Origin of the sequence: uncultured Allobosea sp., assembly GCF_945956895.1 — a bacterium.
In the GTDB taxonomy this organism is placed as follows: Bacteria; Pseudomonadota; Alphaproteobacteria; order Rhizobiales; family Beijerinckiaceae; genus Allobosea.
This window is the reverse complement of sequence record NZ_CAMFJF010000012.1, coordinates 1-17,569: the sequence shown is the minus strand read 5'-3', so window position 1 is coordinate 17,569 and position 17,569 is coordinate 1. Positions and strand designations below refer to the sequence as shown.

At 67.8% G+C, this 17,569-nt stretch carries 15 protein-coding genes; 7 read left to right on the top strand and 8 right to left on the bottom strand.

The features are described 5' to 3' along the window. The first annotated feature begins 160 nt into the window (after positions 1 to 160). The 3 genes from Q0Q02_RS09580 to Q0Q02_RS09570 are packed head-to-tail and all read left to right on the top strand — an operon-like array spanning position 161 to position 6,968. Positions 161 to 3,562: a transglutaminase family protein gene (locus tag Q0Q02_RS09580; protein ID WP_293808821.1), complete on the top strand. Its 3,402-nt coding sequence runs from the start codon at positions 161 to 163 to the stop codon at positions 3,560 to 3,562. 8 nt (positions 3,563 to 3,570) lie between these two features. Next, a complete protein-coding gene (locus tag Q0Q02_RS09575; protein ID WP_293808819.1) occupies positions 3,571 to 6,093 on the top strand; it encodes a circularly permuted type 2 ATP-grasp protein in 2,523 nt (840 codons plus the stop codon). Continuing rightward, positions 6,090 to 6,968, top strand: a complete 879-nt coding sequence (locus Q0Q02_RS09570; RefSeq protein ID WP_293808817.1) for a transglutaminase family protein — start codon at positions 6,090 to 6,092, stop codon at positions 6,966 to 6,968. The genes Q0Q02_RS09575 and Q0Q02_RS09570 overlap by 4 nt, the downstream gene beginning before the upstream one ends. Positions 6,969 to 7,087: 119 nt before the next feature. Here Q0Q02_RS09570 and Q0Q02_RS09565 read toward each other — a convergent pair whose 3' ends face one another. Further along, positions 7,088 to 8,533: an aldehyde dehydrogenase family protein gene (locus Q0Q02_RS09565; protein WP_293808815.1), complete on the bottom strand. Its 1,446-nt coding sequence runs from the start codon at positions 8,531 to 8,533 to the stop codon at positions 7,088 to 7,090. 124 nt (positions 8,534 to 8,657) lie between these two features. Beyond that, positions 8,658 to 8,810: a hypothetical protein gene (locus tag Q0Q02_RS09560; protein ID WP_293808813.1), complete on the bottom strand. Its 153-nt coding sequence runs from the start codon at positions 8,808 to 8,810 to the stop codon at positions 8,658 to 8,660. Positions 8,811 to 8,985: 175 nt separating this feature from the next. On the opposite strand from Q0Q02_RS09560, the gene Q0Q02_RS09555 reads away from it, so the two are divergent. Beyond that, the gene (locus Q0Q02_RS09555) at positions 8,986 to 9,474 is read left to right on the top strand and encodes a pyridoxamine 5'-phosphate oxidase family protein (protein ID WP_293808812.1); all 489 of its coding nucleotides are present in this window, start codon (positions 8,986 to 8,988) and stop codon (positions 9,472 to 9,474) included. Between the two features lie 22 nt (positions 9,475 to 9,496). On the opposite strand, the gene Q0Q02_RS09550 is transcribed toward Q0Q02_RS09555, so the two are convergent. The 4 genes from Q0Q02_RS09550 to Q0Q02_RS09535 all read right to left on the bottom strand — a co-directional run bounded on the left by Q0Q02_RS09550 (position 9,497) and on the right by Q0Q02_RS09535 (position 12,716). Beyond that, complete coding sequence (locus Q0Q02_RS09550) at positions 9,497 to 10,147, bottom strand: phosphatase PAP2 family protein (protein WP_293808810.1); 651 nt, start codon at positions 10,145 to 10,147, stop codon at positions 9,497 to 9,499. Positions 10,148 to 10,242: 95 nt separating this feature from the next. After that, on the bottom strand, positions 10,243 to 11,142 hold the full coding sequence (locus Q0Q02_RS09545; protein ID WP_293808808.1) for a diacylglycerol kinase family protein: 900 nt from the start codon (positions 11,140 to 11,142) through the stop codon (positions 10,243 to 10,245). 46 nt (positions 11,143 to 11,188) lie between these two features. Further along, a complete protein-coding gene (locus Q0Q02_RS09540) occupies positions 11,189 to 12,076 on the bottom strand; it encodes a transglutaminase family protein (protein WP_293808807.1) in 888 nt (295 codons plus the stop codon). Positions 12,077 to 12,332: 256 nt separating this feature from the next. Continuing rightward, a complete protein-coding gene (locus tag Q0Q02_RS09535; RefSeq protein ID WP_293808805.1) occupies positions 12,333 to 12,716 on the bottom strand; it encodes a PRC-barrel domain-containing protein in 384 nt (127 codons plus the stop codon). A 255-nt stretch (positions 12,717 to 12,971) separates the two neighbouring features. On the opposite strand from Q0Q02_RS09535, the gene Q0Q02_RS09530 reads away from it, so the two are divergent. Beyond that, on the top strand, positions 12,972 to 13,238 hold the full coding sequence (locus Q0Q02_RS09530; protein WP_293808803.1) for a glycine zipper domain-containing protein: 267 nt from the start codon (positions 12,972 to 12,974) through the stop codon (positions 13,236 to 13,238). Positions 13,239 to 13,316: 78 nt separating this feature from the next. Here the strand turns inward: Q0Q02_RS09530 and Q0Q02_RS09525 are convergent, their stop codons facing one another. Both Q0Q02_RS09525 and Q0Q02_RS09520 read right to left on the bottom strand, forming a co-directional pair. Beyond that, entirely contained in the window at positions 13,317 to 14,066 is a 750-nt protein-coding gene (locus tag Q0Q02_RS09525) for a UTRA domain-containing protein (protein ID WP_293808802.1), read from the bottom strand. Positions 14,067 to 14,081: 15 nt separating this feature from the next. Then, positions 14,082 to 15,443 carry a formimidoylglutamate deiminase gene (locus Q0Q02_RS09520; protein ID WP_293808982.1) on the bottom strand — a complete coding sequence of 454 codons (1,362 nt, stop codon included), beginning with the start codon at positions 15,441 to 15,443 and terminating at the stop codon, positions 14,082 to 14,084. Positions 15,444 to 15,625: 182 nt separating this feature from the next. Here Q0Q02_RS09520 and hutI point away from each other — a divergent pair, with 182 nt between their 5' ends. After that, positions 15,626 to 16,792, top strand: a complete 1,167-nt coding sequence (gene hutI, locus Q0Q02_RS09515; RefSeq protein WP_293808980.1) for an imidazolonepropionase — start codon at positions 15,626 to 15,628, stop codon at positions 16,790 to 16,792. Then, positions 16,789 to 17,569 (top strand): aromatic amino acid lyase (locus Q0Q02_RS09510; protein WP_293808800.1); only part of this gene is annotated, 781 nt, incomplete at its 3' end. The genes hutI and Q0Q02_RS09510, both read left to right, overlap by 4 nt.

Genomic DNA, 17,569 nt, shown 5'->3' with positions numbered 1-17,569 from the left:
CCAACGGCGATGGAGCGGGCGGAGCAAGGCATTTTGCACATCTCTTGAGCAGCGAGCCTCTTCCCGGCGCCATTGAGACCATAACGGCGCCTTGCGCATGCCGGCCGCGCCGCTAACCTGACGTTGCAGGCGGTTACCGCTGCGGACTAGGGGGCGAAGCTTGGCCATCATCGCCGCACTGAACCACGTCACGCATTATCGCTACGACCGGCCGGTCACGCTCGGGCCGCAGATCGTGCGCCTGCGGCCGGCGCCGCATTGCCGGGCCGGAATCGAGAGCTACTCGCTGAAGGTGACGCCGGCGCAGCATTTCGTGAACTGGCAGCAGGATCCGGCCGGCAACTGGCTGGCGCGCTACGTCTTCCCCGAACCCGTCATGGAATTCCGGATCGAGGTCGACGTCGTCACCGAATTGTCGATCATCAACCCCTTCGACTTCTTCGTGGAGACACAGGCCGAGACCTTCCCCTTCGCCTATACCCCCGAGCAGATCGAGGAGCTCGCGCCCTATCTGGTGAAGGAGCCAGCCGGGCCGCTACTGTCGGCCTTTCTCGCCGAGCTGCCGCGCGAGCCGCTGAACACCGTCACCTTCATCGTCGACCTCAACGCACGGCTGCAGCAGCGCATCGCCTATGGCATCCGCATGGAGCCCGGCGTGCAGGGGCCGGAGCATACGCTGTCGATCGGCTCGGGCTCCTGCCGCGACACGAGCTGGCTCCTGGTCCAGGCGCTCCGGCATCTCGGCCTCGCCGCGCGCTTCGTCTCCGGCTACCTGATCCAGATGAAGGCTGATATCGATCCGCTCGAAGGCCCGCGCGGGACCGACAAGGACTTCACCGACCTGCATGCCTGGGCCGAGGTCTACATCCCCGGCGCCGGCTGGGTCGGGCTCGATCCGACCTCGGGCCTTCTCACCGGCGAGGGCCATCTGCCGCTGGCGGCGACGGCGCATTATCGCTCGGCCGCGCCGGTCTCGGGCGTCGCGAGCTATGCCGAGACGAATTTCGACTTCCAGATGAGCGTGACGCGCGTGCATGAGGTGCCGCGCATCACCCTGCCCTTCTCCGATGCCTCCTGGGCCGAGCTCGATGCCCTCGGCGACAAGGTCGAGGCCGATCTCAAGGCGCAGGATGTCCGCCTCACCATGGGCGGCGAGCCGACCTTCGTCTCGATCGACGACCAGACCGGCGCGGAATGGAATATCGCCGCGGTCGGCCCGACCAAGCGCCAGCGCGCCGACACGCTGATCCGGCGGCTGCGCCAGCGCTTCGCGCCGGGCGGGATGCTGCATTACGGCCAGGGCAAATGGTATCCGGGCGAAACCCTGCCGCGCTGGGCCTTCGCCCTGTACTGGCGCCGCGACGGCGAACCGATCTGGCGCAATGCCGATCTCATCGCCCGCGAGCCGGAGGCCCGGACCGGCGGCGATCGCGAACTGGAGATCAGCGCCACCATCCGCGACGCCGAGGCCTTGGCGCAGGGACTCTCCAAAAAGCTCGGGCTCGGCGCCGATTATGTCGTGCCGGCCTATGAGGATACCGGCGTCTGGCTGCTCAAGGAAGCGCAGCTTCCCGACAATGTCGACCCGCTCGATTCGCGCCTCTCCGACCCGGAGGAGCGCTCGCGGATGGCGCGCGTCTTCGAGCTCGGCCTTGGCAATCCGCGCGGCTATGTCATCCCGGTGCAGCGCTGGCAGGCCGGTGCGAGCGACCGCCGCTGGCGCTCGGAGAAATGGAAGCTACGCCGCGGCAAGCTCTTCCTCGTGCCGGGCGACTCGCCGGTCGGCTACCGCTTGCCGCTGGGTTCGCTGCCGGTCGTGCCCAAGGCCGAATATCCGCATATCCATCCGCAGGACCCGATGGAGCCGCGCCCGCCTTTGGCGGCTGCCGGGCCGGCCGGAGCGAGCTGGACCGATCATCCCGAAGCGCGTCCGGCCGAGCCGGCCTCGACGGAGGAGCGGCCCGGCCCGGCGCAGATGAGCATCGGGGCATCCGCCGCATTGGGGCCGGTCCAGGACCGGCGCGAGCAGGAGATCGGCGGCGATCATGTCCGCACCGCGCTCAGCCTCGAAATCCGCGACAATGTGCTCTGCGTCTTCCTGCCGCCGGTCGAACGATTGGAGGATTATCTCGATCTCGTCGCCTCAGTCGAAACCGTGGCGGAGGAGCTCGGCCAGCCCGTGCATATCGAGGGCTATGCGCCGCCCTTCGACCCGCGGCTCGACGTGATCAAGGTCACGCCCGATCCCGGCGTGATCGAGGTCAATATCCACCCGGCGACGGACTGGCGCGAGGCGGCTGCGATCACGCAAGGCGTCTACGAGGAGGCGCGGCTGGCGCGGCTTTGCGCCGAGAAATTCATGGTCGACGGCCGCCATACCGGGACCGGCGGCGGCAATCATGTTGTGCTCGGCGGCGTGACCCCGGCCGACTCGCCCTTCCTGCGCCGGCCGGACCTCTTGAAGAGCATCATCCTCTACTGGAACCGGCACCCGTCGCTGTCCTACCTGTTCTCCGGCCTGTTCATCGGACCGACCAGCCAGGCGCCGCGCATCGACGAGGCCCGGCAGGATCAGCTCTACGAGCTGGAGATCGCGCTGGCGCAGGTGCCGAAACCCGGCGAGGCGCCAATCCCGCTCTGGCTGGTCGACCGGCTGTTCCGCAACCTTCTGGTCGACGTTTCCGGCAACACGCACCGCGCCGAGATCTGCATCGACAAGCTCTATTCGCCGGACGGACCGACGGGCCGGCTCGGGCTCGTCGAGTTCCGCGGCTTCGAGATGCCGCCGGATGCGCGGATGTCGCTCGCCCAGCAATTGCTGCTGCGGGCGCTGATCGCCTGGTTCTGGCGCGAGCCGCTGGACGGCAAGCTCGTCCGGTGGGGCACCGCCCTGCATGACCGCTTCATGCTGCCGGAGATGGTCTGGCAGGATTTCAGGCAAGTGCTCGGCGACCTCCAGCGCGCCGGCTATGCCTTCGATCCGGTCTGGTTCGAAGCGCAGGCCGAGTTCCGCTTCCCCTTCTTCGGGAAGGTCACGCATGGCGGCGTGGAAATCGAGATCCGGCAGGCGCTCGAACCCTGGCATGTCATGGGCGAGGAAGGCGCGATCGGCGGCACCGTGCGCTATGTCGATTCCTCGATCGAGCGCTTGCAGGTCAAGGTGACCGGGCTGGTGCCGGGCCGCCATCTCGTCACCTGCAATGGCCGCCGCCTACCGATGACCGCGACCGGCACGTCCGGCGAGGCGGTCGCAGCGGTGCGCTTCAAAGCCTGGCAGCCGGCCTCGGGCCTGCACCCGACGATCCCTGTCCATGCGCCCCTGACCTTCGATATCGTCGATCTCTGGTCCGGCCGCTCGCTCGGCGGTTGCGTCTATCATGTCGCCCATCCCGGGGGGCGCAATTACGAGACTCCCCCGGTCAATTCCTACGAGGCGGAGGCAAGACGGCTCGCGCGTTTCGAGGCGATCGGTCATAGTCCCGGGCCTCTGGCGATTCCGCCGGAGGAACGCAGCGCCGAATTCCCGCTCACGCTGGATCTGAGGCGCCCGACAGGGATTTGACGCGAAGAATGCCGGTGCAGGGCCGCATCCGATCGGGACGCAGCAGGGCCGAGCGGCGCGCATCGCTGCTCGCCGGCTATCGCCCATTGCCGGGCGTCTTCGACGAGTTCATCGATGAGAATGGGAATGTGCGCCCGCATTGGGAGCCCTTCCTGTCGGGATGGTGTGCGCTGTCGCCCTCGGAGTTGACGCAGCGCTTCGGGCTGGCCGACCGGCATGTCCGCGATACCGGTGTCTCCTATCGCGTCCATGGCGATATCGACGAGCGCGACCCCGGCGTCGGCGAACGGGCCTGGCCGCTCTCGCATGTCCCCCTCGTCATTCCCGAGGCGGAATGGCGGGCGATCGCGGCGGGCGTGACGCAGCGCGCCGAACTGCTCTCGACCGTGCTGGACGATATCTACGGGCCCGGCGAGCTGATCGCGGAGGGCCACCTGCCGGCGGCCGTCGTCACCGGCAGCCCCGATTACCTGCGCCCGCTGCATGGCATTGCGGGCGGCGGGACGTTGCAGCTTTATGCCGCCGATCTCGGCCGCGGCCCGGACGGGCGCTGGTGGGTGCTGCAGGACCGGACGCAGGCGCCATCCGGCACCGGCTACGCGCTGGAGAACCGGCTGGCGCTGGCGCGTGCCTTCCCCGACATGTTCCGCAACATGAACATCGAGCGGCTGGCCGCCTTCTTCCAGAGCTTCCGGGCCGGACTGGTCGCGCGCTCGAAGCGGGCCGAACCGCGCATCGCGTTGCTGACGCCCGGCCCGCTCAACGAAAGCTATTTCGAGCAAGCCTATCTCGCGCGCTATCTGGGCTTCCTGCTGGTGGAGGGCGGCGACCTGCTGATGCGCGACGGCCGGGTGCATGTCCGCACCATCGCCGGCCTGAAGCGCGCCGATGTGATCTGGCGTCGCATCGACGGCGATTTCGCCGATCCGCTGGAACTCAATTCCGGCTCGGCCCTCGGCGTCGCCGGTTTGGTCGAGGCCGTCCGGCAGGGGCAAGTCCATGTCGCCAACGGGCTCGGCTCCGGCGTCGTCGAGGCACGCGCCCTGATGGGCTTCCTGCCGGCGCTTGCCCGGCAATTGCTCGGACAGGACCTGATCCTGCCGAATATCGCGACCTGGTGGTGCGGCCAGCCGCGGGAGCGGCAGGTCGTGCTCGACCGGCTCGGCGAGATGAGCATCGCGCCGGCTTTTCGTGGCGCCGGCAATGGCATCGACAAGATGCAGGTTGTTGCCGCGGAATTGCCCGAGGCCGAGCGCTCGGCCCTGCGGGAACACATCGAGGCACGCGGCATGGACTATGTCGGGCAGGAGGTCGTCAGGCTCTCGACCACGCCGGTCTTCCAGAACGGCCGGCTCGAACCCCATCCGATGACGCTGCGCGTCTTCGCGGCCGCGACGCCGGATGGCTGGAAGGTGATGCCCGGCGGCTTCTGCCGCATCTCCGACGAGCCCGATGCGCGGGCGGTCAGCATGCGCAACGGCGTGCGCTCCAGCGATGTCTGGGTCACCTCGGAGGAGCCGGTCGCGCAGGTCAGCCTGCTGCCGACGCCGGACCGCATCAGCATCCGCCGCGTCACCGGCACGCTGCCGAGCCGGGCGGCCGACAACCTGTTCTGGCTCGGGCGCTATCTGGAGCGCGGCGAGGCGATCCTGCGCCTGGTACGTGCCCTGCTCGGCCGCCTGATCGACCCGGATCCGGCGCCCGGGCGCAACGACACCGTGCGCCAGCTCGCCGGCATGCTCGTCGCCTGGGGCGCCGCCCCCGGCGGACAGGAGAAGCGGACGCCGGCCGCACAGGCCTATGCCGCGCTCTACAGCCTCGACGATTATGGCTCCGCCGCTGCGTCGCTCCGTGAAGCTCGGCGCACCGCTTCTGTCATCCGCGAGCGCCTTTCGGTCGATGCCTGGCGGCTGTTCAGCGACCTGCAGCACCAGCTCGACCCCGAGGAAGGCCGCAAGCCGAGCGAGGGCGAAGCCTATGAGATCGCCGACCGGGCACTGAAATCGCTCGCCGCCTTTTCCGGCCTCGGCCAGGAGAACATGGTGCGCGGCAATGGCTGGCGCTTCCTCGATATCGGCCGGCGGCTGGAACGCGGCATCGCGACCTGCCGCTTCGCCCGGCAATTCGCCGACAGCAACGCCTCCGGCGACACACTGGACGCCTTGCTCGACCTGACGGATTCGCAGATCACCTATCGCTCGCGCTACCTGCTCGGCGCGAGCCTGCAGCCGGTGCTCGATCTCGTCATGCTCGACCCCTACAACCCACGCTCCGTCGCCTTCCAGGTCGAGCGTCTCGACACCGAGATCGCCGACCTGCCGACGCTCGCCGATGACGGCATGCTGGAGGCGCCACGCCGGCTGGTGCTGCGGCTCGCGGCCGATTGCCGGACGATGGAGGCGAGCCGGCTCGACCGGACCAGCATCCTCCTGTTCGAGCAGTTGCTGATGGGGCTCTCGGGTGCGATCGCAGACCGCTACTTCCTGCAGAATAGCGGCCCCGAAAGCTCGCGGATGACGGGTATCGCGTGATCTACGAGCTGCGCCACCTCACCACCTACGGCTATAGCCGGCCGGTGCCCTTTTCCCGCTGCATCCTGCGGCTTTTGCCGCGCGACGGCGGCGGCCAGGGCGTGCTCAAGAGCGAATTGCTGATCACGCCGCGCCCGGCCGAGCGCAATGACGGCATCTGCTTCTTCGGCAACCGCATGACTACGATCACCCTCACCAAGCCGCATCGCGAGCTCAAGCTCGAGATGCGGGCGCGGATCGAGGTCGACCGGCCGCCGCCGCCCCATGCCGGACTGACGCGGAACTGGGAGGATGTCGCGGCGCTGGCCCTCGGTTCCCGGAGTCTCGCGCCGGATTCGCCGGCGCATCACCTCTATCCCAGCCGGCTCGTGCCGCATGTCCCTGCGGTGATCGATTACGCGCGGTCGAGCTTCGATGCCGGCCGGCCGGTGCTGGAGGCGGCTTGCGACCTGATGGCCCGGATCAGGCGTGATTTCGTCTACGATCCCGAGGCGACGGAGGTGACGACGCCGCTGGCCGAGGCCTTCGCCCAGCGCCACGGCGTCTGCCAGGATTTCGCGCATATCATGATCGCTGGCCTCAGGGGCCTCGGGCTGCCGGCTGCCTATGTCTCCGGCTATATCCGCACCATCCCGCCGCCGGGCCAGAAGCGGCTCGAAGGCGCCGATGCCAGCCATGCCTGGGCGATGCTGTGGTGCGGGCCGGAGATCGGCTGGGTCGGGCTCGACCCGACCAACGACCTGATCGTCGCGGACGACCATATCGTCACCGCCTTCGGCCGCGACTATGCCGATGTCGCCCCGCTCGACGGCGTGGTGATCGGGCCGGGCACGCAGAAGGTCGGCGTCGCCGTGGACGTGGTTCCGGTGGGTTGAAGGCGCTTTTGCCAACCTGAACCGTCATTGCGAGGAGCAAAGCGACGAAGCAATCCAGGGGACGTGGAGCTCTGCCTCCCCTGAATTGCTTCGCTACGCTCGCAATGACGGTCGAGGACTCAGGCCAGTGTGTAGGCCGTCTTGACCGTGGTGTAGAACTCCTTGGCGTAGGCGCCCTGCTCGCGCGGGCCGTAGCTGGAGCCCTTCCGGCCGCCGAAAGGGACGTGATAGTCGACGCCCGCGGTCGGCAGGTTGACCATCACCATGCCGGCCTCGCTGTTGCGCTTGAAATGCGTCGCATGCTTCAGCGAGGTCGTGCAGATGCCCGAGGACAGGCCGAACTCGGTGTCGTTGGCGACGGCGAGAGCCTCGTCATAGTCCTTGACGCGGACGATGTTTGCGACCGGGCCGAAGACTTCCTCGCGCGAGATGCGCATTGAATTGGTGGTCTCGGTGAAGAGCGCAGGCGCAAGATAGAAGCCGGGGGTATCGCGCTTCAGCAGCTCGCCGCCGAAGACCAGCTTGCCGCCCTCGTCCTTGGCGATCTGGATGTATTTCAGGTCCTGGTCGAGCTGGCTCTGGTCGACGACCGGGCCGATATGGGTGCCGGCCTTCAGCGCATCGTCGACGACGACGCCCTTCAGGCGCTCGATGCAGGCCTCGACGAACTTGTCGTGGATGCCGGCCTGAACGATCAGGCGCGAGGAGGCCGTGCAGCGCTGGCCGGTCGAGAAGAAGGCGCCGTTGACCGCAACCTCGACGGCGACCTTCAGATCGGCGTCATCGAGTACGACGAGCGGGTTCTTGCCGCCCATCTCGAGCTGGACCTTCTTCATCGGGCTGCCGGCGATGCAGGCGGCCGCGACCTTGCGGCCGGTGCCGACCGAGCCGGTGAAGGAGATCGCCGCGACGTCCTTGTGCTCCAGCAGCGCCTGACCGACGACCGAGCCACGGCCCATGACGAGATTGAGCGCGCCCTTGGGCAAGCCGGCGCGCTGGAGGATGTCGACCAGCGCCCAGGCCGAACCCGGCACGAGATCGGCCGGCTTCAGGACGACGCAATTGCCCCAGGCGAGCGCTGGCGCGATTTTCCAGGCGGGGATCGCGATCGGGAAGTTCCAGGGCGTGATCATGCCGACGATGCCGACCGCCTCGCGGGTGATCTCGACGCCGACGCCCGGGCGCACGGACGGGACCATCTCGCCGCCGAGGCGCAGGCACTCGCCGGCGAAGAAGGCGAAGACCTGGCCGGCGCGGGTCGCCTCGCCGATGCCCTCTCCAAGGGTCTTGCCCTCCTCGCGCGAGAGCAGGCGGCCGAGCTCGTCCTTGCGGGCGAGGATCTCGTCGGAGGCCTTCTTCAGGATGTCGTAGCGCTCCTGCGGGGTGGAGCGGCTCCAGGCCGGAAAGGCTGCCTTGGCGGCGGCGACGGCGTTGTTCAGGTCCTCGACCGAGCCCTGGACGTACTCGCCCACCACGTCATTGGTGTTGGAGGGATTGATGTTGCGCGAGGCGTTGGCGCCGCCGGCCCATTCGCCGGCGATCAGGTTCTTGAAGGGCGCGTTCATCTCGTTCTCCCACGACAAAGGCTCGTGGGTCGGGTGTTAGCGCCTTTGGTCTGCGAAGGCCAATGCCCTTTGGGCAGCCGACTACCCGCTGGCCGCATCACGCGCCAGGAGCGCAGGATGCTGATCACTTCTCCTTGATGGAGAGTCCGTTCTTGCCGACCGAAATCTCGACCCCGTCCGGCTGCTTCTTCTCCTGGTAGAGCGAATAGCCGGTCACGGCGAGGGCCGCGACAAGCACCAGGACGAGCACGAGCAGTAGGTTACGCGATAGAAGCATGAAGAATTCCCGATGAGGGCGGCAGCGCCGCAGGCTCCATCGCAACGCGAGCCGCGCCACGCTGTTCCGCCACGCGCACCGGGAACGTTGCCGCCCGCGCAGCGTTTGCGTGGCATGCGGGCCGGTTCCATGCGAGGCTGGCCATCGAGAGGATCGCACCCAGCAGGAGGTCGCCATGCCCGACACCGAACTGCAGGAACGCATCTGGACCGCGCTGGCCGCCCACCCGGTCTACATGGTCTCGATCGTGGCCGATGGAGACATCAGGACCAGGCCGATGTCCGGCCATATCGACCGCGACCACCATCGCCTGCTCTTCATCACGCACCGCCATACCGGCATCATCGGCGCGGCCCTGCGCTCGCCTTCCGCCTCGTTGGCGATCAGCCATGAGGACCGCAATTTCTATGCCGCGATCTCCTGCTCGGCTTCCGAGGTCCCGAGCCGCGAGACGCTGCGCGACGTCTGGACGCCGATGGCGAGCGCCTGGTTCCCGAACGGCCCCGACGACCCCGACGCGACCTTGCTGGCGCTGACACCGACCTCCGCCGAGATCTGGGACGGACCGTCGAGCAGCGTCCTCGTCGCCTTCAAGCTAGCGACCGCCAAGATTCTCGGCCGCACGCCCGATCTCGGCGTCAACGCGACCATCGACATGCGTTGAACGGCCGCTTTCGCGGCTTGCATCACGCAGGGTCGGCGGCCGCCATCCTGCGCCCGAGCCATGCCGTCGCGACGCTCGACCAGACGATGCCGAGGCACCAGCCGCCGAGAACGTCCGTCGGCCAGTGCACGCCAAGATAGATCCGGCTCAGGCCGATCAGGCCGGCGATGATCACGGCCATGATCATGCAGAAGCGGGCGATATCGGCCCGCCGCGAGGCCAGGCCGACGAAGCTCGCGATGGTCAACAGAGTCGCCGCCGAGAGAAAGGCATGGCCGCTGGGGAAGCTCGCGGTGAAGGTCAGCGCGGCATGCTCGACGATATCCGGCCGCGGCCGGGCGACGGCGATCTTCAGCGCCGTGCTCGCCAGGAACGCCGCGACAAGGCTGACGACAAGCCCGATCGCGAGATGGCGGTAGCCGCAGAGCCAGAGCGCCAACGTCGCCGTCAGCGCCATGAAGAACAGGCCGACGAAGCTGCCGAGCGCCGTCATGTCACGCACGGCCTCGTGGAACCAGGCCGGCCCCATCGGAACCGCCGGATTGTCGGCGGCGCGAAACAGCATGATCAGCGTGGTGTCGAGGGAGAAGCTGCGCCCGGAGACGATCAGCAGCGCGAGCCCGAGGAAGATCAGGGCCGCGGCAGCGGGAACCAGGATGCGAGGCAAGGGCAAGGAGCGTGGTCTCCAGGTGGGGTCGGGCGGGAGATTACCCGGCGGCGAGCCGTGTCGAACAGGTGGCGTTTGACCGCCCCTGCCCCATCGATCCGTCAGGCATTGGCGGAGCGGGCGGAGATCACCCGGAGCGCCTTGGGCAGCAGGCCGTAGCTCAGCGGACCCGCCTTGCGCTCGACCTCGCCATCGAAGGTGATGTGCCCGCGCCGCTTGTCGCGCCGGATCAGCGTCACCGCGTCGCCGGTGAAGGAGGTCAGGTTCTGCGCGTTGCGCCAGTGGCCTGAGACCACCGACAAGGCCGCCTTGCTGCGCGAGTAGAGCCCGCCGGCATTCAGGACATGAACCTCGAAGACACCGTCGTCGAGACGCGGGCGGTGCCAATCCGCGCCCTCGAAGCGATTGACGGTGACGAGCACGGCATCGGCCTCGACGATGCTGTGTTCCGTGCCAACCTTGATGTCGAGCATGACCGGACGGGTGAACAGGATCGAGCGCGTCGCGGCGATGCCGAAGGCGGTACCGCGACTGAAGGGGAAGCGCCGGCGCGCATATTCGCGCTCGCGCGCCATCAGGCTGAAGAAGCCCATGCCGGAAAGCGAGTGGAACAGCCGGTCATTGACTCGCCCGATATCCATCTCCACCGGCTCGCCCCGGCAAAGCGCTGCGATCTGCTGCTCCAGCGAGCCGGAGATTCCGAGGTCGCGCCCAAGCACGTTCACCGTCCCCATGGGCAGAATGCCGATCGGGCGGTCGGCCTGGATCAAGACCGGCAAAGCGCCGTTGATCGTACCATCACCGCCGGCAAGGACCGGCAGTGCGTGGCGGTCCTCGATCGCGAGCGACAACGCGTCGTCGATCTCGCCCGGCTGCACGAGATGGACCTCCGCACCACAGCCGTGATTGGCGAAGGCCGCTTCCAGCCGCGCCGCAAAGGCGTCAGCACCGGCTTCGAGAACCGTTCCGGCGCGGGCATTGACGATGACGGTGTAGCGCATGGTGCTGGGGTAGATGGGTGCCGCTCGACCACGCACAAGATAACGTTCAGGCAGCGGCCGGGCGCGCGTCGAACTGTGTCGGCAGCAACGACATCAGGGGCATCTGCATGTCCGCGACCTCTTCGGTGATGACCTCGAAACGCTGCAGCGTGTGCGTCCCGAAGGAGCCGATCATCGCCACATCCGTCGCGTCGCGGCCGCGCGCGATGACGATGCGGCCGATGCGTTGCTCGTTATGGCGGGCATCGAAGGTATACCAGCGCCCGCCAAGGAAGACCTCGAACCAGGCGTTGAAATCCATCGGCGCGGGATCGGCGGGCAGGCCGATATCGCCGAGATAGCCGTTGCAGTAGCGCGCCGGGATATTCATGCAGCGGCAGAGCGCGACGGCGAGATGAGCGAAGTCGCGGCAGACGCCGATCCGCTCCTCGAAGGCCTCGGCGGCGGTGCGCGTGTTACGGGCGAAATGGTAGCCGAAGGTCAGGTGATTGTGGACGAAGTCGACGATCGCCTGCACGCGAGACCAGCCCGGCTGGACCTGCCCGAACAGGCTCCAGGCCTGGTCGAAGAGCTTGTCGGTCTCGCAATAGCGGCTACCCAGAAGGTAGACGAGCGCAGAGTCCGGGAGCCGCGACGGAGAGACCTCGCGGGCGGCCGGATTGATGATGTCGGGCTCGCCTGAATCGTGGACGATTCCCTCGGATTCCAGGCGGATGCCGCCGGCGGGCGCGACCATGCGTCGACGAAGATTGCCGAAGGCGTCGAGATCCTGCGTCACCATGATCGGCAGGGAGGGGTCGGCCAGGGCGGTCACCCTCATCTCGTCGGGCGTGGCCAGATCGTGCCAACGCGACGGGTGCACGTCGAGCAGAGTGATCAACGGCATGTCATGGGTACAGGCCAACTCGATCCGATAACCGTAGCGGATGCGCATCTCGCCTTCTCCTGATCGAGGGCCGGACCGCTGCAGGAACTGGCTGCTGCGGATCATCGGGCGTCGCCCCCCTCGACTAGACGCGCGAAGGAGGCTGCTGTTCCCGCCCATCGGCGAAAATGGCCCCAAATCGGCGAAATCCACGTATCTGCGGCACCTTCCAAAAAGAAGATGCGGGCCTTTCGGCCCGCATCCCGCCGCCACGGCGGTTCGGCTGGGGGGGATAGCAACCGCCGCGACCTGCGCCGGGCAGCCGCTACATCATCCAGTAGGGCATCGTGCCATAGTAGTCGTGGACACGCTTGCCGTAGGCTTTGTCTTCCCAGTCGGGCTCGCCCTCGCTGTCATACATCGGCGCCGCCGCGAGTTGTTCCTTGGTCAGCGGCACGACATAGCCGCCGCGCTGCGTATCGTAATCAAGCACGCTCCACGGGATGGGATGATACTTCTCGCCCAGCCCCAGAAAGCCGCCGAAGGACATGATCGCGTAGGCGACCTTCCCCGACAGCTTGTCGAGCATCACGTCGTAGATTTCGCCGAGATGGTCGCCGGCCGCATTATAGACATCCGTTCCAGCGACACGGGCGCCGGCAATCAGCGGATTGGCGGTGGTGCGGGCAGCCCCTTGAACGTCGGTCATCGTCTTCCCCCTTGTCTCGCGATGCGATGCCGGAGGAAGCGCCCTCCGGCGGGACCTGTCTCTATCAACCGTCGCTGGGTGGATAGGTTCCAGCACCCCGAGAATTTTCACAGCCTTGGTGCGGACACAAAACCCGTCTCCAAAACAGGGACTGAGCAAGAGGGCCACCGGTGGCCCGCCAACCAGCGGAACCTTAACCGCCCGGCGCTGTTTGGTGCTTCGAGTTACTCGTCATCTCACGGAGGAGGAGAGGTCATGATCATCAAGAAGCTGATGCTCGTTGCGGCACTCGGCGCTGCTCTTGGCGCGTGTACCGCCCGCGAACAGAATGCCGGCACGGGCGCGCTGATCGGCGCCGGCGCAGGCGCCATCATCGGCGGCGCGGCCACCGGGCGTGCCGGCGGCGCGCTGGCAGGCGCCGCGATCGGTGGCGCGAGCGGCGCCATGATCGGCGCGGCGGCGACGCCCCAGACCTGTTACGGCCGCGACGAATGGGGCCGACGCATTCGCTACGCCTGCTGAGACAGGATCAGCCCAAACGAAGGCCCGCCCAACCGGCGGGCCTTTCCTTTTGCACGGAGCAGCGCGACGCCCCTGCCCTCAGGCGGCCCCATAGGGCCCGAAGCGTCCAACGAAGCGGTGGCGGAAGCCGGGGTAGAGCAGGCGCACGGCCGTCACAGGCTGCGACTGGTTCCAGGTTCGCCGTTCGACCAGCAGGCAGGGCTCGCCGACCGCGATGTCGAGCAGGGCGGCCTGCTCCTCGCCGGCGCCGACCGCGCTGATCGCATGCTCTGCCTGTGACCAGAGGCTGTGCTGGAGCAGCCAGTCGCCGGGCGGAGTTACGGCGAAATCCTCATCCGCCAGACCGGTCACGCCCGCAGCGTGAATGATGCGCTCCTCCAGCACATGCGGCTTGCCGTCGGCGCGGTGCAGGACGAGGAGATGCGCGACCTTGTCGGAGCGCTTCAGGCCGAAGAGCTCGGCCACCTCCGGCGACGGCCGGCTGTCGGTGCGCGCCAGCACCTCATAGGCGTAAGCTTGGCCGAGCTGGCGCACCTCTTCGGGAATCGACAGGATGTCGAGCATGGCGTGGCTCGCCGGCGGCGTGGCGACCACGGTACCCGAGCGGCGGCGGCGGATGATCAGCCCCTCGCGGGCGAGTTGCACGAGCGCGCGGTGCACGGTCATGCGCGACGCGCCGAGTTGCTCCATCAAGGCATGCTCGGGCGGCACGCTCGTCCCTGGCGGCCATTCCCCGCTGACGACGAGGTCGCGGATCGCCCGCCGGATCTGGTCATAGACCGGCCCGGCGCCGTCCAGTTTCACCGCGTCGAGCCGGGTCTCCGTCATCGTCGTTCCTGATTACTACGCTGCGAGCAGGCGCCGCATCACGCCGGCGAAGCGAGCGCGCACCGAATCGCGGGCGAGATGCCGCCCCTCGGCCACCACCCTCCTGCCACCGACGACGACATCGCGCAAAGGCATCGCATTGGCGGCGAAGATCGCGCTGTCGACCGCCTCGGCACCGGACCGGCCGACGAGGGCCGGATGGTCCATATCGAGCGTGATAAAATCGGCGCGATGGCCCGGCGCGATGGCGCCGATGGAGCGGCCGCAGGCTTGGGCGCCGCCGGCGCAAGCCGCCTGCCAGAGGGCGAGGCCGGTCGAGGCCTTTTCCTCCGCGAAGAGCGCGCGGCGGCGGTCGCGCAGGCGCTGCGAATATTCGAGCTGGCGCAGCTCGGAACCGGCATCGATCTGGATGTTGGAATCGCTGCCGACGCCATAGGCGCCGCCCGCTTGCGCATAACGGATACCGTCGAAGATGCCGTCGCCGAGGCTGGATTCGGTGATCGGGCAGAGGCCCGCGACCGCGCCGCTGCGCGCGATGCCGTCACGCTCGGCATCGCTCAGATGCGTCGCGTGGATCAGGCACCAGCGCTTGTCGAGCGGGATCGTGTCCATCAGCAGTTCGACCGGGCGCTTGCCGGTGATCTTCAAGCTGGCCTCGACCTCCGGCACCTGCTCGGCGACATGGATATGGACGGGGTCGTTGGGGCGCAGCGAGGAAACCCAGCCGAGATCGTCGAGCGCGACGGCGCGTAGAGAATGCGGGGCGACGCCGAGACGTGCATCGGGCAGATCGCGGATCGCGGCGGCACTGCCTTCCAGCAGGCGCTGATAGGCGTCACGCTCGTTGACGAAGCGGCGCTGGCCATGGACCGAGGGCGCCTGCCCGAAATTGCCGAAGCGATAGAGCACCGGCAGCAGCGTCAGGCCGAGGCCGGTTTCCTGCGCGGCGGAGGCGATCGCCTGCCCCATCGTCGCGATGTTCGCGTAGGCGCGCCCGTCCTTGTCGTGATGGAGATAGTGGAACTCGGCGAGCGCGGTGAAGCCGCCTTCCAGCATCTCGGCGAAGGCCTGCGCCGCGATCGCCTGGACGTCGTCGGGATCGAGCCGGTCGAGGAAGCGATACATCACCTCGCGCCAGGTCCAGAACGAATCCTCCGGCGCGCCCCGGCGCTCGGAGAGGCCGGCCATGCCGCGCTGGAAGGCATGGCTGTGCAGGTTCGGCATACCGGGCAGCGCGATGCCCTTGAAGTTGCCCTTATCCCCTGCCGGTTTCACCCCTGCCTCGACGGAGACAATCGCGCCATCGGCAATGGTCAGCTTCACATCGCTGGCAAAGCCTTCGGGCAAAAGCGCCTCGGCCAGATGCAGGGTCTCGATCACCGTTTCGCTCCGTCTGTCATTGGCGCTTATTTGCATATGCAAATAACACTTGCCATTTGCATATGCAATTGGATAGCATGACTTCAACTCAAAGAGTAGCGGGAGGACCTATGGTGGCGAAAGCGCCTGGTGAGACGCTTGTCTGCGACAAGCTCTGGACGAATGCGCGCTTGGCGACGATGTCGCCTGCGGTCGATGCGCCCTATGGCGCGATCGAGGACGGCGTGATCGCCGCCCGTGACGGGCGCATCATCTTCGTCGGCCCACGCAGCACGACGCCTGCCTTCCAGGCTGCCGAGACCATCGATTGCGCGGGACGCTGGATCACACCCGGCTTGATCGATTGCCATACCCATCTCGTCTATGGCGGCGACCGGGCGCATGAATTCGAACTGCGCCTGCAGGGCGCGACCTATGAGGAGATCGCGCGAGCCGGCGGCGGCATCCTCTCCACTGTCAAGGCGACGCGCGAGGCGAGCGAGGACACGCTCTTCGCGTCCGCCGACCGGCGCCTCGCCGCGCTGATGGCCGAGGGCGTCACCACTGTCGAGATCAAGTCCGGCTATGGGTTGGAGCAGCAGGCAGAGCTGAAGCAGCTGCGCGTCGCGCGCCAGATCGGCCGCGAGCGGCCGGTCACGGTGCGCACCACCTTCCTCGGCGCCCATGCCGTGCCGCCTGAATACAAGGGCCGCTCGGGCGACTACACCGCGCTCGTCGCCGGGCCGTTGCTCGATGCCGTCGCGGCCGAGGGGCTGGCCGATGCGGTCGACGTCTTCTGCGAGGGCATCGCCTTCTCGCCGGACGAGACCAGGGCCGTGTTCGAGGCCGCCAAGGCCAAGGGCCTGGCGATCAAGGTCCATGCCGAGCAGTTGTCCAACCTGCATGGCGCCAAGCTCGCGGCCGAGATGGGCGCGCTCTCGGCCGACCATCTCGAATATCTCGACGAGGACGGCGTCATCGCCATGGCCAAGGCCGGCACGGTCGCGGTCGTGCTGCCCGGCGCCTTCTATTTCCTGCGCGAGACGCAGAAGCCGCCGATCGAATTGATGCGCAAGCATGGCGCCGCGATCGCGCTGGCGACCGACGCCAATCCCGGCTCCTCGCCGCTGACCTCGCCTCTGCTCGTGCTCAACATGGCCTGCACGCTCTTCCGCATGACGCCGGAAGAGGCGCTCGCCGGCCTCACCCGCCATGCCGCCAAGGCTCTCGGCCTCCAGGACGAGGTCGGCACGCTGGAAGCCGGCAAGCGCTGCGATCTCGCGATCTGGGAGATCGAGCGCCCGGCCGAACTCGCCTACCGCATCGGTTTCAATCCCCTTCACACCCGCATCTGGAACGGACAATGACCACGGTTTCGCTGAACCCGGGCGCAGCCCATCTCACCGACTGGCGCGCGATCCTCGACGGCGCCGTCGCCTCGCTCGGCGGCGACAGCGCCAGGAACATCGCTTCCGGCCAGAAGATCGTCGAGGAGATCGTCGCCGCTGGCACAGTGACCTATGGCGTCAATACCGGCTTCGGGAAGCTTGCCAGCGTGCGCATCGCCGATGCCGATCTCGCCAAGCTGCAGAGCAACCTGATCGTCTCGCATGCGGTCGGCACCGGCCCTGCCCTGCCTGACGGCGTGGTCCGCCTGCTGCTGGCGATGAAGGCGGCGAGCTTGGCGCGCGGCGCCTCCGGCGTGCGCCCCGTCGTGATCGAGGCGCTGACCAATGCGCTGAAGGCCGATGCCCTGCCGGTGATCCCGGCCAAGGGCTCGGTCGGCGCCTCCGGTGACCTTGCCCCGCTCGCCCATATGACCGCGGCCCTGATGGGCTTCGGCGAGATCCGCCTCAAGGGCGAGACCCTGCCGGCGGCCGAGGCGCTGAAGCGCGCCGGCCTCGGCACCCTCGCGCTCGGCGCCAAGGAAGGCCTTGCGCTGATCAACGGCACGCAGGTCTCGACCACGCTGGCGTTGACCGGGCTTGCCGCCATCGCTCGCGTCTTCGATGCCGCGCTCGTCGCCGGCGCGCTCTCGGTCGATGCGCTGAAGGGCTCCGACACCCCGTTCGATCCGCGTATCCAGACGCTGCGTGGCCAGCCCGGCCAGATCAAGGTCGCCAAGATCCTGCTCGACCTGATCG

Bases quoted from the DNA above. Each gene is read 5' to 3' on its own strand.
- Q0Q02_RS09565 (WP_293808815.1), bottom strand. From the start codon at position 8,533: ATGAACGCGCCCTTCAAGAACCTGATCGCCGGCGAATGGGCCGGCGGC.
- Q0Q02_RS09525 (WP_293808802.1), bottom strand. From the start codon at position 14,066: ATGACGGAGACCCGGCTCGACGCGGTGAAACTGGACGGCGCCGGGCCG.
- Q0Q02_RS09540 (WP_293808807.1), bottom strand. From the start codon at position 12,076: ATGCGCATCCGCTACGGTTATCGGATCGAGTTGGCCTGTACCCATGAC.
- Q0Q02_RS09545 (WP_293808808.1), bottom strand. From the start codon at position 11,142: ATGCGCTACACCGTCATCGTCAATGCCCGCGCCGGAACGGTTCTCGAA.
- hutI (WP_293808980.1), top strand. From the start codon at position 15,626: ATGTCGCCTGCGGTCGATGCGCCCTATGGCGCGATCGAGGACGGCGTG.
- Q0Q02_RS09555 (WP_293808812.1), top strand. From the start codon at position 8,986: ATGCCCGACACCGAACTGCAGGAACGCATCTGGACCGCGCTGGCCGCC.
- Q0Q02_RS09560 (WP_293808813.1), bottom strand. From the start codon at position 8,810: ATGCTTCTATCGCGTAACCTACTGCTCGTGCTCGTCCTGGTGCTTGTC.
- Q0Q02_RS09575 (WP_293808819.1), top strand. From the start codon at position 3,571: ATGCCGGTGCAGGGCCGCATCCGATCGGGACGCAGCAGGGCCGAGCGG.
- Q0Q02_RS09535 (WP_293808805.1), bottom strand. From the start codon at position 12,716: ATGACCGACGTTCAAGGGGCTGCCCGCACCACCGCCAATCCGCTGATT.
- Q0Q02_RS09530 (WP_293808803.1), top strand. From the start codon at position 12,972: ATGATCATCAAGAAGCTGATGCTCGTTGCGGCACTCGGCGCTGCTCTT.